The sequence below is a fragment of the Mesorhizobium sp. genome, from assembly GCF_004962925.1.
In the GTDB taxonomy this organism is placed as follows: Bacteria; Pseudomonadota; Alphaproteobacteria; order Rhizobiales; family Rhizobiaceae; genus Mesorhizobium.
The window spans coordinates 1-14,552 of record NZ_SUEO01000163.1; the positions used below are offsets into that span (position 1 = coordinate 1).

13 protein-coding genes are annotated in these 14,552 nt (G+C 62.1%); 4 read left to right on the forward strand and 9 right to left on the reverse strand.

Going from position 1 to position 14,552, the window contains the following annotated elements:
- Positions 1 to 258: 258 nt before the first annotated feature.
- On the reverse strand, positions 259 to 759 hold the full coding sequence (locus E5W87_RS25795; protein WP_292404082.1) for an MmcB family DNA repair protein: 501 nt from the start codon (positions 757 to 759) through the stop codon (positions 259 to 261).
- A gap of 9 nt (positions 760 to 768) precedes the next feature.
- On the opposite strand from E5W87_RS25795, the gene E5W87_RS25800 reads away from it, so the two are divergent.
- The gene (locus E5W87_RS25800; protein ID WP_292404085.1) at positions 769 to 1,677 is read left to right on the forward strand and encodes a hypothetical protein; all 909 of its coding nucleotides are present in this window, start codon (positions 769 to 771) and stop codon (positions 1,675 to 1,677) included.
- Between the two features lie 280 nt (positions 1,678 to 1,957).
- On the opposite strand, the gene E5W87_RS25805 is transcribed toward E5W87_RS25800, so the two are convergent.
- Positions 1,958 to 2,257: a DUF1330 domain-containing protein gene (locus E5W87_RS25805; RefSeq protein ID WP_292404088.1), complete on the reverse strand. Its 300-nt coding sequence runs from the start codon at positions 2,255 to 2,257 to the stop codon at positions 1,958 to 1,960.
- A 152-nt stretch (positions 2,258 to 2,409) separates the two neighbouring features.
- On the opposite strand from E5W87_RS25805, the gene E5W87_RS25810 reads away from it, so the two are divergent.
- Complete coding sequence (locus E5W87_RS25810; protein ID WP_127317621.1) at positions 2,410 to 2,736, forward strand: GYD domain-containing protein; 327 nt, start codon at positions 2,410 to 2,412, stop codon at positions 2,734 to 2,736.
- Between the two features lie 44 nt (positions 2,737 to 2,780).
- Here the strand turns inward: E5W87_RS25810 and cueR are convergent, their stop codons facing one another.
- Complete coding sequence (cueR, locus tag E5W87_RS25815; protein ID WP_292404092.1) at positions 2,781 to 3,203, reverse strand: Cu(I)-responsive transcriptional regulator; 423 nt, start codon at positions 3,201 to 3,203, stop codon at positions 2,781 to 2,783.
- Positions 3,204 to 3,428: 225 nt separating this feature from the next.
- Between cueR and E5W87_RS25820 the strand changes: the two genes are divergently transcribed.
- Complete coding sequence (locus tag E5W87_RS25820; RefSeq protein ID WP_292404095.1) at positions 3,429 to 4,046, forward strand: L,D-transpeptidase; 618 nt, start codon at positions 3,429 to 3,431, stop codon at positions 4,044 to 4,046.
- Positions 4,047 to 4,205: 159 nt separating this feature from the next.
- Here E5W87_RS25820 and E5W87_RS25825 read toward each other — a convergent pair whose 3' ends face one another.
- The 6 genes from E5W87_RS25825 to E5W87_RS25850 all read right to left on the reverse strand — a co-directional run bounded on the left by E5W87_RS25825 (position 4,206) and on the right by E5W87_RS25850 (position 12,386).
- Positions 4,206 to 4,775 carry a NifU family protein gene (locus E5W87_RS25825; RefSeq protein ID WP_095483050.1) on the reverse strand — a complete coding sequence of 190 codons (570 nt, stop codon included), beginning with the start codon at positions 4,773 to 4,775 and terminating at the stop codon, positions 4,206 to 4,208.
- A gap of 277 nt (positions 4,776 to 5,052) precedes the next feature.
- Positions 5,053 to 5,544, reverse strand: a complete 492-nt coding sequence (locus tag E5W87_RS25830; protein WP_095483040.1) for a universal stress protein — start codon at positions 5,542 to 5,544, stop codon at positions 5,053 to 5,055.
- 92 nt (positions 5,545 to 5,636) lie between these two features.
- Complete coding sequence (gene trpS, locus E5W87_RS25835; protein ID WP_292404097.1) at positions 5,637 to 6,719, reverse strand: tryptophan--tRNA ligase; 1,083 nt, start codon at positions 6,717 to 6,719, stop codon at positions 5,637 to 5,639.
- 315 nt (positions 6,720 to 7,034) lie between these two features.
- Positions 7,035 to 8,633, reverse strand: a complete 1,599-nt coding sequence (murJ, locus tag E5W87_RS25840) for a murein biosynthesis integral membrane protein MurJ (RefSeq protein ID WP_292404100.1) — start codon at positions 8,631 to 8,633, stop codon at positions 7,035 to 7,037.
- A 66-nt stretch (positions 8,634 to 8,699) separates the two neighbouring features.
- A complete protein-coding gene (locus tag E5W87_RS25845; protein ID WP_292404102.1) occupies positions 8,700 to 11,501 on the reverse strand; it encodes a [protein-PII] uridylyltransferase in 2,802 nt (933 codons plus the stop codon).
- Positions 11,502 to 11,534: 33 nt separating this feature from the next.
- On the reverse strand, positions 11,535 to 12,386 hold the full coding sequence (locus E5W87_RS25850) for a glycosyltransferase family 25 protein (RefSeq protein ID WP_292404103.1): 852 nt from the start codon (positions 12,384 to 12,386) through the stop codon (positions 11,535 to 11,537).
- 189 nt (positions 12,387 to 12,575) lie between these two features.
- Between E5W87_RS25850 and E5W87_RS25855 the strand changes: the two genes are divergently transcribed.
- Positions 12,576 to 14,552, forward strand: a 1,977-nt coding sequence (locus E5W87_RS25855; RefSeq protein ID WP_292404104.1) for a heavy metal translocating P-type ATPase, incomplete at its 3' end; no start/stop codon positions are given.

Genomic DNA, 14,552 nt, shown 5'->3' on the forward strand with positions numbered 1-14,552 from the left:
ATCCTTTCTCAGCCTAAACTCAACCCCAAAATCGCCATATGCGATTCCCCTGCCCCTTTGCGGGGGAGATGCCCGGCAGGGCAGAGGGGGGGTGCTGTCCCGCCGGCCTGCCAGCCAACCGCAACCACGTCCTCAGCCAGCTCCCGATTCGGAAGGGGTTTAAGTCAAAATTGGCGATCCTTCGCATCCCCTCTGTCCTGCCGGACATCTCCCCCTTGGGGGAGATCGGATGTCGCTTCGGCTTTCGCCAACCGCCAGCTACTCGCTCTCGCCCTCCAGCGCCGGCACCGAGACGCCGGCGAGTTCCGCCGCCAGCAGTCGCGATGCACCGGCCCGCGCGATCCTCAGCATCAGCGCCTTGCGCGTCGCCGCCGCCATGCGGTGCTCGGGCGCGTCGCGCAGGATTTCGGCGCCGTAGCCGTCGGAGAGAATAAAACCGCATTCCTGCGGAAAGATCTCCGAGGGCACGCCGGGATGGGTGGCGAAGAAGAAGCGGTCGGAGTGCAGCCGGTAGTCAGGCCATTTGCGGTCGACCCTGAAATCCTCGATCGAGGATTTGATCTCGATGATCCAGATGTCGCCCTGGCGGGTCAGTGCGACGAGGTCGGCGCGGCGCCCGGTCGCCAGCGCCAGTTCGGGCAGCATATGCGCGCCCATTTCCTTGAGCAGCCGCTGCACGCCGCGCCGCACGAGCATGGCGCGCTCCGACTGGCGGCCGTCGATGAGCGGGTTGAGGGGGACAGGCGAGATGATTGGCATGGAGGCACCATGCCAGATTCTGTTCACGGTTTGAACCCGTTTTCTTTAGGCGATTATCTGGCTGACAAACCCGCGAAGGAAATAGGAATGATCCCCGACAGGCCGGCTGATGTTTTTGCTGATGCGCTTTCGCGGTTAGACGATGAGGCGCTTCGTCTCCACTTCGATAGCGAGAACGATGCGCTCGATTATTTTAAGGAAATCGCCAATGATTTCTACGGCCGACTTCGTGCCGAAAAGACCGATATCGCCAAAGCCTATGCTGATGGTGGGGTTTACCTGAATTTGCATTTTCGCACCGGGCTGAAGCCGCATGTACGTCAGTTCTCCGTTCACGTGTTCCCATTCAGAGGCGGTAGAGATCGTGGCATTGGCGATGTAGCCATTCCCAAAGCCGACGCCGCCGCTGCCGACTGCCACGGCCTGAAGTATCCGATGAATCTTCTGATTACGAAGCTCGTTAAGCTCCCAGATGGCTTCTTTCCCTCCCTGGTATGGCTCGAAAGCGAGGAGGAACGGTCGAATCGCTACAGGAACCTCATTCCCCTTGTATCGATCCAGATCGGCGCGGGCATCAGCGGCGGTCTTCCCAAAGGGGAACTTGGTCCCGCTCGGTTTTGGGTTGCCGCCGAGTGCCCGAGCACTATCGTAGACAGCGTGGTCAAGGGAAGACCGCAGACAATTGACAATATCGAAGGCGATCACAGGAAGCTTGTCGCCAAGATCGGTGACGACTTTGACCTTGCAGCGTGTCTCGCCGGTCTCTGGATCGATGTCGGTAAAGAAACTGTATGGCTTTTTGGCGAGAATTCCGCGCTCGACATGCTGGAACTGGTTGAAGTGTTCGAGTGCGCGGGCGATGAGGATTTTGCTGCTCTTGAAGGGTTTCAGCATGCCAGAGACTCCCAAGAAGTCTGACACGTTAAAGTGATCTCAGCCCTCCGGTCATTCCTTAGTCTCTTTACGCTGCCTGCGCACCAGTTCTTTTATCTGTTCGGCAGTGAGTTTCTGTGCATGGACGATCTTGTCCAAAGACGCCAGTGGGAATTGAACCCACTACGTCGGTTTTGCAGACCGATGCGTCACCGTCTCGCCCTCAGACCTTGGCGCCTCTATGCCTAATCCATCAGCGGTTAGTCAACCTGTCGACCCCCGGATGGCCTTTCCTAGGCGATTATCCGGTTGGCAGCCCGGCCTTTTAACCGGCGAGCGGCACGCCCTCCAGAGCAATGATCCTCGTCCTTGCGCAGCGTTTGCGGATAGCTTTGAGCCGACCGTATTCTGGAGAGTCGTACCATGACATGAGCGAAGCCATGTCCGGGAACTCGACAATGACCAGGCGATGAGGTTCCCAATCGCCTTCCAGCACTTTGGTGGCTCCGCCGCGGGCGATGTACCTTCCCCCATAGCGCGCCTCGGTTGCTGGTACATCCCGGCGGTATTCCTCGAAAACGGCGGCATCGGTTATGTCGACATCAGCAATAAGATAGGCTGCCATTGACCTTACTCCCTGAAGAAAAGGCCATGAAGCACCTCCATTAGCGGCCCCGCAACTAAGCCAGCGGTACTACGCCCCGGAAACGACTCGCCTTCTCCCGTATCGGGCGTTTTACTACATTCGTTGGGGGCAGCTCTGGGAGGAGACGAACCATGCCGATGTATCTCACGCAATTCAGCTATACGCCCGAAACCTGGGCGCGCTTGATCGAAAACCCCGAGGATCGCCGCGAGGCGGCCCGTTCCTACATCGAATCGGTGGGCGGAAAGCTACACGGGTTCTGGTACGCCTTCGGAGAGCACGATGGCTGGAATCTGTGGGAGGCTCCAGACAATGTTTCGATGGCATCTGTCATGCTGGCTATCGGTGCGGGCGGGGCGCTCAGCTCGTACGAGACCACCGTTCTCTTAAGCGTCGAAGAGACGATGCAAGCGCTTGGGAAGGCGAAGTCGATCCGGTATCGCCCGCCGGGGTCATAAAAGCCGCCCGTTTGCGGCCTCGCGGAGTGTCGGAGGCTGGTCGCTCATGCCGCCGCGGAGGCGATTTTATCTCCAGTCAGCGCAGCCCCTGCAATATCGTCCAGGATCGGGCAGTCCGGCCGGTCGTCGCCGTGGCAGGCATGGATCAGCTTCTGCAAGGTCGAGCGCATCGACTGCAGCTCGCGCACCTTCTCCTCGATTGCCGTCACATGCGCGGCGGCGATCTCGCGCACGTCATGGCTGGCGCGGCTGCCGTCCTGGTAGAGCGCCATCAATTGACGGCAGTCGTCGATAGAAAAGCCGAGATTGCGCGCGCGGCGCAGAAAAGTCAGCCGGTGGATGTCGTCGCCGCAATAGTCGCGGTAGCCGTTGCCTGCGCGCGCAGGACGGATCAGGCCGATCTCCTCATAGTAGCGGATGGTCTTGGCCGGCAGGCCGGAACGGCGGGCGGCATCTCCGACATTCATGACAGTTCCTCGACTTTCGGCGGTCCGGCGAGCCGCCCCATTGAATTTCCTTCACAATCTAGCGAAGGCCGTTGCCGAAAAGCCACAGTTACGCACTTACCGGCGCGTAAGCCCCTGCATATAGGCATCGCGCGCTTGGCAAGCAAAGCAAATGCCAGCATGAATGATGACGACAAAGCGGCCGACTCGAGCCGCACTATTTTGGGCGGGGCATCGGACCTTTTCATGCGCATGAAGCCATTTGCAATCGTCGCTGCGTTTGCGCTGTCGGCCGCTATCGCTGGTTGCAGCACCATCGGCTCGCAAATCTTCACCAACAACTATGGCCCGATAACCGATGCGGGCTATCAACTGCCGCGCATTCCGATCGAAAAGGTGCCGTTCAAGTACCGCCGGCAGGTGGTGAGCTACGACACCGATGAAAAGCCAGGCACCATCGTCGTCGATACGCAGAACAAGTTTCTCTATTACGTCATGGGCGGCGGCGAGGCGATGCGTTACGGCATCGGCGTCGGCCGCGAGGGTTTTGAATGGCGCGGCACCGCCCGTATCGCGGTGAAGCGTGAATGGCCGACGTGGACGCCGCCTTCGGCAATGATCAAGCGCCAGCCGGAGCTCGCCAAGTTTGCCGGCGGCATGGAGCCTGGATTGACGAACCCACTCGGCGCCCGCGCCCTGTATCTGTTCAACAAGGGCGGCGACATGGGCTACCGCCTGCATGGCAGCCCGGAATGGAACTCGATCGGCAAGGCGATGTCGTCGGGCTGCATCCGCCTGATGAACCAGGACATCATCGACCTTTACGACCGCACCTCGGTCGGCGCCAAGGTTATAGTTTTGTGACCATGATCCCGAAAAGGGGAAACCGGTTTTCGGAAAAGATCATGGTCAGACAAGAAGACTTTCATACGCGGACCGTCTAGGCAACAATGGACGTCGCAGAACAGAAAACCGGGCACTTTGGCCCGGTTTTTTGTTGTCGCGCGAAGGCGAATGGAGTCCTTAAGAGACCTGCTCGACCTGCTGCACCTCGGGCACAAAATGCCGGAGCAGGTTCTGGATGCCGTGTTTCAGCGTCGCCGTCGATGACGGGCAGCCGGCGCAGGCGCCCTTCATGTGCAGGAACACGGTGCCGTTCTCGAAGCCGCGGAAGGTGATGTCGCCACCGTCCTGGGCGACGGCCGGGCGCACCCGCGTGTCGAGCAGTTCCTTGATGGTGATAACCAGTTCCTCGTCGGCCTTGTCGTAGAATTCGCCGGTCTGGCTGGTCTCGGCGGCGGGACCGGCCTTGGCCATCACCGGCGCGCCGGACATGAAGTGTTCCATGATTGCGCCGAGGATCGCCGGCTTCAGATGCTGCCAGTCGGGACCGTCCTTGGTCACGGTGACGAAATCATAGCCGAAGAAGACGCCGGTGACGCCCGGGATCTCGAACAGCCGGCCGGCCAGCGGCGAAGCTGAGGCGGCGCTGTCGGCATCGCGGAAATCTGCGGTGCCTTCGACAAGCACTTCCTTGCCGGGGAGGAATTTCAATGTCGCCGGATTTGGTGTCGATTCGGTCTGGATGAACATGGACGTCTCCGTGCCCATTCGGGCAGATAGTTTGGAATAATTCTAAATAGGCCTTATCGGCAGGACATTCAAGCGAAAGCCATCGCTGGAACGGGCTGGCTGGCGGAATGTTTTGCTAGCGCCCTGAAACGCTTTGAGATGTGTTGAGATTCAGGTCAGGCCGAGCCGACAATGATGGTTTCCGAGAACCGGAGCGGAGCGCACTTAAAGTACGTGAGCACCGGAAGCGCAGGAAGCCGCCATTTGCAGGCCGGCATCACCTGAATATCAGCACATCTCAGGCCAGGCTGTCGATCTCTTCGTCTGACAGGTTCTGCGGCACCACCGTCACCGGGATGGGGAAGGCGGCGCCCTTGCCGGCGACCGCGCCGACCAGCGGTCCCGGCCCCTCCTTGCCGGCGCCGGCCGCCAGAACGAGGATGGCGATATCCTGGTCTTCTTCGATCAATTTGTGGATCTCTTCCGTCGGCTTGCCTTCGCGCACCACCAGTTCCGGCTCGATGCCGAGCTTCTGGCGCACCTTGTTGGCATAGCTGTCCAGGGCCGCGCGAGCCGTCGCTGTAGCCTCCTCGCGCATGATCTTCTCGACACCCAGCCAATGCTGGAAATCGTCCGGCTCGATCACATAGAGCAGCACCAGCACGCCGTTGGTGCTCTGCGCGCGCTTCGAGGCGTAGACGACGGCCCGCTCGCATTCGGGCGTGTCGTCGATGATCGCCAGGAACTTACGGCGGTGGCCGGCTTCGCGGCTGAGGCGTTTGGAGACCATATTCACCCTGTTCGACGGTTTCGGTTCGCAATCTGCCACCGCCACAGCCCGGCCGCAAGCGACCGGCGGATGTAGCGGTATCAGGTGGCAGATTAGCCTTGCAGCAGGCCGATGATGTCGCGCACGGTCTTCATCGTCGCCTCGGCCAATAGTCCGGCGCGCTCGCCACCATCCCTGAGCACTGCGTCGACATAGGCGCGGTCATCGGAAATGCGGCGCATTTCACCGGCGACCGGTGCCAGCTTTTCCACGGCAAGGTCGGCCAACGCCGGCTTGAACACAGAGAACTGTTGGCCGCCGAACTCTTTCAGCACCGCCTCCTTCGATATCTCGGCGAGACCCGCATAGATGCCGACGAGGTTTTCCGCTTCGGGCCGGCCGGCAAGGCCGTCCAATTCCCCGGGCAACGCCTCCGGGTCGGTCTTGGCCTTGCGGATCTTCTTCGAGATGGTGTCGGCATCGTCGGTCAAATTGATGCGCGACAGGTCCGACGGATCCGACTTCGACATCTTCTTCGAGCCGTCGCGCAGCGACATGATGCGCGCCGCCGGTCCGCCGATGATCGGCTCGGTCAGCGGGAAATAGCCGTTCACCGTCTCCTCGCCGACCTTCATCTCGACGCCGACGCCAAGGCCGGCGATGCGGTCCGAAAAGTCGTTGTTGAATTTTTGCGCGATGTCGCGGGTCAGCTCCAGATGCTGCTTCTGGTCATCGCCGACCGGCACATGGGTGGCGCGGTAGACGAGGATGTCGGCCGCCATCAGGCTCGGATAGGCAAGCAGCCCAAGCGAGGCGTTCTCGCGGTCCTTGCCGGCCTTGTCCTTGAACTGCGTCATGCGGTTCATCCAGCCGATGCGCGCCACGCAGTTGAAGATCCAGGCAAGCTCGGCATGTTGCATGACCCGCGACTGGTTGAAGACGATGTGCTTCTTCGGGTCGATGCCGGAAGCGAGAAACGCCGCGGTGATCGCACGCGTTTGATCTGCCAGGTCCTCATGCACGAGCTGCGCGGTCAGCGAATGCAGGTCGACGACGCAATAGATGCAATCGGAGGTGTCCTGCAGGGCGACGAATTTCTTGATGGCGCCGAGATAGTTGCCGAGGTGCAGATTGCCGGTCGGCTGGACGCCGGAAAAGACGAGTGGCTTGAAGGCGGGTGGCTCAAAGGCGGTCATGATGTCCCCATGGCTTGTGGAGGGCCGTTTCGCGCGCGGCGAAAGTCTTTCGACGGCGCGCTTATGGACGAGAGCGGAGAGAGGATCAAGAGGCGGTTGGATAGACGCAGAGCTTCGGGCTCAGCTTGGCAAAACGCCGCGGAAGGCACTTTTTGCCGAAGCATGAATGAAAAAACCCGCCTCGCCGGCGGGTCATTGGCGCAACTCAGCACAATGAATAAATTCCTAGCATAATTGCCGTCACATGTCAAGTTGAAACTACCGGAGGTTGAAACCATCGGCGGCGCGCGCGAGCTCGCGCTCGGCAGTCCCGGCTCACGGATCTGGAGACTGTTCCCTGATCGGCGGCGAATCCTTGCGCCTGACGTTGCGCCGGATCATGCCGAAATCGGCGCCGCCGGTGGCGAAGGCGGTGACGAAGTAAAGCAATGCCCCGCCGGCGACCAGCGCAAGAAGCGTCGTGGTCTTGATGATCAGCGGTGAGCCCGAAGCCAGTTGGGCAGCAAACCAGTGCTCGGCAAAATAGAGCGCCGCCCCCATCACCGCCGCCGACAGCACCAGCCGTGGGATGCGTCTCATGAGCGGCACGTCGCGGCCCCAATGGCCGCGCCGGATCAGCACACCGAGCAGCATCAGCGCATTGACCCAGCCGGCGACGGCCGAGGCGACGGCAATGCCCGGCGCACCCATCGACGGAAACAGCGTCAGCGCGGTGGTGACGTTCACCGCCACCGAGATGGCGGCGAAGATCATCGGCGTGCGCGTGTCCTCACGGGCGAAATAGCCGGGGGTGAACGCCTTGATCAGCACGAAGGCCGGCAAGCCCAGGCCGAAGATCGCCAGGATCGCCGCCACGATTGGCGTCGAGCCGTTGGCGGCAAACGCCCCGCGTTCGTAAACCAGCCCCACGATCGGCTCCGACATGACCAGCAGTGCCGCCGCCGCCGGCAAGGTCAGGAACAAGGTGAACTCCACCGATCGGTTCTGCAGATTAGCCGCTTCGATCAGATTGCCGGATTTCAGCGCCCGCGACAGCTCGGGCAGGAGCACGATGGCGACGGCGATGCCGACGACGCCAAGCGGCAGTTGGTAGATGCGGTCGGCATAGGCGAGCGATGACACCGCGCTGTCCTGCGCCGACGCGATCGCCGTGCCGATCACCTGGTTGATCTGGGTGATGCCGCCGGTGATCGCCGCCGGCAGCGCCAGAATCAGCAGCCGCTTGACGTTGGGCGTCATCTTTGGCCGGCGGAAACCGATCGAGATGCCGGCATGGCGCACCGCCACCCAGACGATCGCCAGTTGCACCAGTCCCGCCGCCAGCACGCCCCAGGCCAGCGCAAAGCCGACGGTGCGCGCGTCCGATCCCTTGTACCAGGCATAGGCAAGCACGCCGATCAGGATGATGTTGAGGAACACCGGCGCCACCGCGGCGGCGAAATAGCGGCGCAGCGAATTCAGCATGCCGGCCATCATGGCGCCGAGCGACATGCAGATCAGGTAGGGAAACATGATGGTCGCAAGCCCGACCGTCATCTCGAACTTTCCCGGCGTGTCGGCAAAGCCAGGCGCCACCAGGTAGCGCACGATCAGCGGCATCGCCAGTTCCATGGCGATGGTCAGCGCCAGCAGCGCCGTGAACAGCACGCCGAACACCTCTTCGGAAAAGCGCTTGGCGCCGTCAGTGCCGTGCGTCTCGATCTCCTTGGCGAAGAGCGGCACGAAGGCGGCGTTGAAGGCCCCTTCGGCAAACAGCCTGCGAAAGGTGTTGGGGAACTGGAAGGCGGCGTTGAAGGCGTCGGCGATCGGCCCGGTGCCGAGTGCGGCCGCCATCAGCATTTCACGGCCGAAACCGAGGGCGCGGCTCATCAGCGTGCCGGAAGCGACCGTCGCGAATTTCTTGACCAGGCTCATTGTTGTGAAGATGGGCTCATTTGTGCGGAGATTGCCTGCGTGATGGGGAAAAATCGAGGCCGGCGTTCACTCGGCGGCGGCCTTGGCCTTGCCTCCGCGCTCGGGCACGGTGCCTTCGAGGGCCGCGATCAGCCTGTTGTGAATGGCGGTCGTGCGCGTCGGGCTGTCGATCTTCTGGCCGGTGAGATCTGTGACATAGAACGTGTCGATGACCTTTTCGCCGAAGGTGGTGATGTGCGCCGACGCGATATCGAGCGACAGGTCGGACAACGCCCCGGTGATCTCCGACAGCAGGCCCGGCCGATCCAGCCCCTCGACCTCGATCACCGAGAACCGGTTCGACAGCGTGTTGCGGATTTCGGCGCGCGGCTGGATGCGGAACACCTTGGCGCCGCGCCGCGGCTTGGTGCGCTTTTCGATCATCTCAGGCAGCCAGCTCTTGCCCGACAGCACGTCCTCGATCAGGCGGCCAACGCGTTCGGCGCGGCGGCGCTCGTCTTCGTCGCGGTCGAACTCCCTCGAGATCAGGATGGTGTCCAGCGCGCGGCCATCGGAGGTGGTGAAGATCTGCGCATCGACGATGTTGCCGCCGGCCGCCACACAGGCGCCGGCAATGACCGAAAGCAGGCGGGGATGGTCTTGCGCCAGCACGGTGATCTCGGTCACCGCCTCGAACTGGTGGGTCTTGATCATGGTGGCGAGCTTCTTGCCCGCAGCATCCGCCTCGCGGATGAATTCGGCGTGGCGAAGCTGGTCGTCGAGATCGACCGTCAGCAGATAATTCTCGTAATGCTTGCCGACATAGCGCTTGCGGGCCTTTTCCGGCCAATCGGCAAGCGCCTCGGCCAGCTTTTCGCGGGCTGCCGCGGTGCGCATCGCACGCGACACTTCCGAAAACCCGCCGGTCAACAGCAATTCGGTCTCGTAGTAGAGCGTGCGCAGCAACTGCCCCTTCCAGCCGTTCCAGACGCCCGGCCCGACGCCTCTGATGTCGCAGATGGTGAGGACGAGCAGCAGTTTCAGCCGTTCGACCGACTGCACGGTCGCGGCGAAATCCTCGATCGTCTTGCGGTCGTTGAGGTCGCGGGTCTGTGCCGTCATCGACATGACGAGATGGTTCTCGACCAGCCAGGCGACCGTTTCGGTGTCGGCCGCCGACAGCCCCATATGCGGGCAGATGCGCCGTGCGATCCGTGCCCCCGCTTCGGAATGGTCCTCCGGCCGCCCCTTGGCAATGTCGTGCAAAAGCACCGCGACATAGAGCGCCTCACGGCTTTTCTTCAGCCCCGGCATCAGCGTGTGGGAAAGCGGATGGGTTTTTTCACCGTCGCCGCGCTCGATCTCGGCCAGCACGCCGATACAGCGGATCAAATGCTCGTCCACCGTATAGTGGTGGTACATCGAGAATTGCATCATGGCGACGATCTTGCCGAAATCCGGGATCAGCTTTCCCAGCAGACCCGCTTCGTTCATGCGCCTGAGATTGAGTTCGGCATTGCGGTCCGACGTCAATATGTCGAGGAACAGCCGGTTGGCTTCCTCGTCGCGTCTGAGTGCCTTGCCGACGAGGCCGAGCGAACGGGTCAGCAGCTTCAGTGCATCGGGGTGGAATTCAAGCCCATGCTTGTCGGCGAACCAGAACAGCCTCAAGAGATTGACCGGGTCGCGCTCGAACACCTGGTCGTCGGCGATGTTGATGCGATGGTTGTCGATAATGAAATCGGACGTGCCGGCAAGCTTGCGCTTGCGGCGCGAGAAGGTGAGGAAGATGCGGTTGAAGCCCGGCACATGCTTGGCCTGCTCTTCCTCGAGCGCGGCGCAGAAGATGCGGGTGAGGTCCCCGACATCCTTGGCGACGAGGAAGTAGTGCTTCATGAAACGCTCGACCGCCGACAGGCCCGGATGCGTGGTGTAGCCCAGCCGTTCGGCGATCTCGCGCTGGATGTCGAAATGCAGCCGTTCCTCGGCCTTGCCGGTGAGGAAATGCATGTGGCAGCGCACCGCCCACAGGAAATCCTCGGCCTTCTGGAATTCCCTGTATTCGCCGTCGGTGAAGACGCCCTTGTCGACCAGTTCCTCGCCGGTGCGCACCCGGTAGAAGTATTTGCCGATCCAGAACAGCGTCTGCAGGTCGCGCAGGCCGCCCTTGCCGTCCTTGACGTTGGGTTCGACCAAATAGCGGCTTTCGCCGGCCTTGGCGTGGCGTTCGTCGCGTTCGGCAAGCTTGGCCTGCACATATTCGGGCCCGGTCGTGCGCACCACCTCGCGGTCGAAACGCTGCAAGAGCTCGTCATAGAGCTTCTGCTCGCCCCACAGGAAACGCGCTTCCAGGATCGAGGTGCGAATGGTGATGTCGGTGCGCGACTGCCGCAGGCATTCGTCGATGTTGCGGGTGGCGTGGCCGACCTTCAGCCCCAGATCCCATAGCATGTAGAGCATGTATTCGACGATCTGCTCGCCCCATGGCGTCTGCTTGTAGGGCAGCAGGAAGAGGAGATCGATGTCGGATCCCGGCGCCAGCGTGCCGCGGCCATAGCCGCCGACCGCAACGACGGCCATGCGTTCGGCCGATGACGGGTTTTTGACGCGATAGACATGGGTGGCGGCGAAATCGTAGAGCGCGCGGATGATCTCGTCCATAAGATGCGACAGCCGGGCGGCGCAGGCGGTACCGCTGCCATCGTCCATCAGCATGCGTTCGGCGATGGCGCGGCCGGCTGCTAGCCTGCCCTTGAGAAGCTGGAGAACACCGGCGCGCGCGGTCTTGCCGGAGCCGTCGCCTGCCGTGGCCGCAGTCAGCGCGGTCATCTCGCGGCGCAAGGCTTCGCCGTCGATCAGTTCATCGAGCTTTAGGGAGATTTTTGCCATGTGTGCAGATCGGCCTCGCCGTTTCGGCGGCGTCTATAGCGCGTTTTCGCGGCGCTGGGTATGGGGCGGACGGACACGCTCTCCACGGTAGTCGAATGGGATGATCGTCTCCTGCCGCAGCCGGCAGAGGTCGACAATCTGCTGCACGATCCGCTTGACCTCGGTCTTGATCTTGTTGGCTCCCGCCTTCTTGTGTCTTTTGACCATGCCGATTGCAGCCCACTGGTCGCTCCGCTCCGATTTGAGCAGGCTTGGCAGCCCGATCGCCTTGTCGCCCAGGAACTGGTCCTGGACGCACAGCGCTGGAACAAGCTGATAGATGGTCTTGCTGGACGATGTTGCCAAGCCCGGATTGAAGACGACGTGATCGACCGGAATGCCGATATCCTCGGTGGCACTGATGAGGTCGTGCGCGGCCTGCCTTGAAACTATGTAGCCGGCTGTCCCGATGTGGATCCTGTGAAGCCTGGACACGGAAAAGCCGCGGCCTGCAGAAACGTGTCTGCGTGCGATCGTGGTTTTCTTGAAGAACGTCTCTAGCTTGACGATATCGGCATCGGCCGGAATCCAGCCGGTATCGGCAAGCAATGCGCCGGCTTTTGCGGAAAAGACGATGTCGTCCTCGAAGACGGCACCGTAGGCATCGTCGCCGGCCGCGATGATCGCCCAGCAGGCTTTGTGGCTGAGGAGACAAGCGATCTCGACGTCGGTCAGGCGCAGCAACGACTTGCGCTTGACACGCAGCGGCATGCGAGCGAGGTCCGGCCGATCCTGCGCGTCGATCGCCGCAACCCGTTCGAACTGAACGCCGAGACTGGCAAACTCGGCCGTCATATGGGCGAGCCTGTCGCGGGACCGATCGAGATTGATGACCAGGCATTTCATTTGAACGGCGTCATGCGGTTAGCCAAGAGTGGTGGCGTCCATAGCATATGGATGCGGTTGGGTGCGGATTTTCCGACCCAGGCCCATCCGGCATACACCTCGGCACGAAAGGTTGAAATTGGCCCTTGACCTTCCAGTCACTGGAAGCACTACCTCCGTTTCAAGATCGAGACAGAGAGGCTTCTCCGCATGACCCATTCCGACCACGACCATCACGCGCATAGCGGCTGCTGCTCGGCGAAAGCGGCTCCGTCCGTCGCCGACGCGGTCATTCGCGATCCGGTCTGCGGCATGACCATCGATCCGGCCGCCGGCAAGCCGACAGCCGAGCATGGCGGCCATCTCTATCATTTCTGCAGCGAGCGCTGCCGTTCGAAATTCGCGGCCGAGCCGGAAAAGTACCTTACGGCCACCGACCCGGTCTGCGGCATGCGTGTCGACCGTGCCACCGCGAAGCATTTTTCCCGCCATGAAGGCCAGGGCTTCTATTTTTGCTCGGCCGGTTGCAAGGTGAAATTCGAGGCGGAGCCGGCAAAGTATCTTGGCGACAAGCCAGAGCCTCAGGCAATGCCGAAAGGCACGCAATACACCTGCCCGATGCATCCCGAAATCGTCCGCGACAAACCAGGCGCCTGCCCGATCTGCGGCATGGCGCTGGAGCCGATGGGCGTACCATCAGGCGATGAGGGGCCGAACCCGGAACTGGTCGATTTCACCAGGCGCTTCTGGGTGAGTGCCGTGTTGTCCGTACCATTGCTGATATTCGCCATGGCGCCGATGCTCGGCGTGACGTTTAGCGCCTTCATCGAGGATTCGGCGAAGGTCTGGGTGGAACTGGCGCTTGCGAGCCCGGTTGTGCTGTGGGCCGCCTTTCCCTTCTTCCATCGCGGCTGGGATTCGGTTCTCAACCGCAGTCCCAACATGTGGACGCTGATCTCGCTCGGCGTTGGTGCCGCCTATCTCTACAGCGTCGTCGCCACGCTGTTCCCGGATATATTTCCGCACCAGTTCCGCGGTCATGAGGGCACGGTGCCGGTCTATTTCGAGGCGGCCGCCGTCATCGTGGCGCTGGTTTTTCTCGGCCAGGTGCTGGAATTGCGCGCCCGAGAAAAAACCGGCTCGGCGATTCGCGCGCTGCTCGACCTCGCGCCGAAGACCGCTCGGCTGATTGGCGAGGACGGTTCCGAAAACGACGTGCCGCTCGACACGGTCAAGGCCGGCGATCGCCTGCGCATCCGCCCCGGCGACGCCGTGCCGGTCGATGGCATCGTGCTGGAAGGCCGCTCTTCCATCGACGAATCGATGCTATCAGGCGAGCCGCTGCCGGTCGAAAAGACTGAAGGCGCCCCCCTCACCGGCGGCACGCTCAACAAGAACGGTTCGCTGATCATGCGCGCCGAGAGGATCGGCGCCGAGACCACGCTGGCGCGGATCGTCGAGCTCGTCGCCAAGGCGCAGCGTTCGCGCGCGCCGATCCAGGGCCTGGCCGACCGCGTCTCCTTCTATTTCGTCCCGGCCGTCGTGGTGGTTGCGATCGTTGCGTTCATCGCCTGGGCGATCTTCGGGCCGCAACCCAGCCTGATCTTTGCCATCGTCTCGGCGGTCTCGGTGCTGATCATCGCCTGTCCTTGCGCGCTGGGGCTTGCCACGCCGATGTCGATCATGACCGCCACGGGGCGCGGCGCGCATGCCGGCGTGCTGATCAAGGACGCGGAGGCGCTCGAACGCTTTGCCTCGGTCGACACGCTGATCGTCGACAAGACCGGCACATTGACCGAAGGCCGGCCGAGATTGACCGACGTCGTCGCTGCCGAAGGCATCACGCAAGATGATCTGCTGGCACTTGCCGCCGGCCTGGAAAAAGGCTCGGAGCATCCGCTGGCCGAGGCGATCGTCGAAGGTGCCCGTGAGCGCGGGGTAAAGGTTCCCGACGCCGGCGATTTCGAGGCGGTCACCGGCAAGGGCGTTTCCGGCACGGTGTCGGGCAAGAAGGTCGCGCTCGGCAACGCCGCGATGATGGCCGATCTCGGCATCGATATCGCATCCATCTCCACTAAGACCGAGACCCTGCAGGCCGAGGGCAAGACGGTAATGTTCGTCGCCGTCGGCAAGAAACTGGCCGGCATCGTCGCCGTCGCCGACCCGATCAAGTCGACGACATCAGAG

Bases quoted from the DNA above. Each gene is read 5' to 3' on its own strand.
- E5W87_RS25795 (WP_292404082.1), bottom strand. From the start codon at position 759: ATGCCAATCATCTCGCCTGTCCCCCTCAACCCGCTCATCGACGGCCGC.
- E5W87_RS25800 (WP_292404085.1), top strand. From the start codon at position 769: ATGCCAGATTCTGTTCACGGTTTGAACCCGTTTTCTTTAGGCGATTAT.
- E5W87_RS25805 (WP_292404088.1), bottom strand. From the start codon at position 2,257: ATGGCAGCCTATCTTATTGCTGATGTCGACATAACCGATGCCGCCGTT.
- E5W87_RS25810 (WP_127317621.1), top strand. From the start codon at position 2,410: ATGCCGATGTATCTCACGCAATTCAGCTATACGCCCGAAACCTGGGCG.
- cueR (WP_292404092.1), bottom strand. From the start codon at position 3,203: ATGAATGTCGGAGATGCCGCCCGCCGTTCCGGCCTGCCGGCCAAGACC.
- E5W87_RS25820 (WP_292404095.1), top strand. From the start codon at position 3,429: ATGCGCATGAAGCCATTTGCAATCGTCGCTGCGTTTGCGCTGTCGGCC.
- E5W87_RS25825 (WP_095483050.1), bottom strand. From the start codon at position 4,775: ATGTTCATCCAGACCGAATCGACACCAAATCCGGCGACATTGAAATTC.
- E5W87_RS25830 (WP_095483040.1), bottom strand. From the start codon at position 5,544: ATGGTCTCCAAACGCCTCAGCCGCGAAGCCGGCCACCGCCGTAAGTTC.
- trpS (WP_292404097.1), bottom strand. From the start codon at position 6,719: ATGACCGCCTTTGAGCCACCCGCCTTCAAGCCACTCGTCTTTTCCGGC.
- murJ (WP_292404100.1), bottom strand. From the start codon at position 8,633: ATGAGCCTGGTCAAGAAATTCGCGACGGTCGCTTCCGGCACGCTGATG.
- E5W87_RS25845 (WP_292404102.1), bottom strand. From the start codon at position 11,501: ATGGCAAAAATCTCCCTAAAGCTCGATGAACTGATCGACGGCGAAGCC.
- E5W87_RS25850 (WP_292404103.1), bottom strand. From the start codon at position 12,386: ATGAAATGCCTGGTCATCAATCTCGATCGGTCCCGCGACAGGCTCGCC.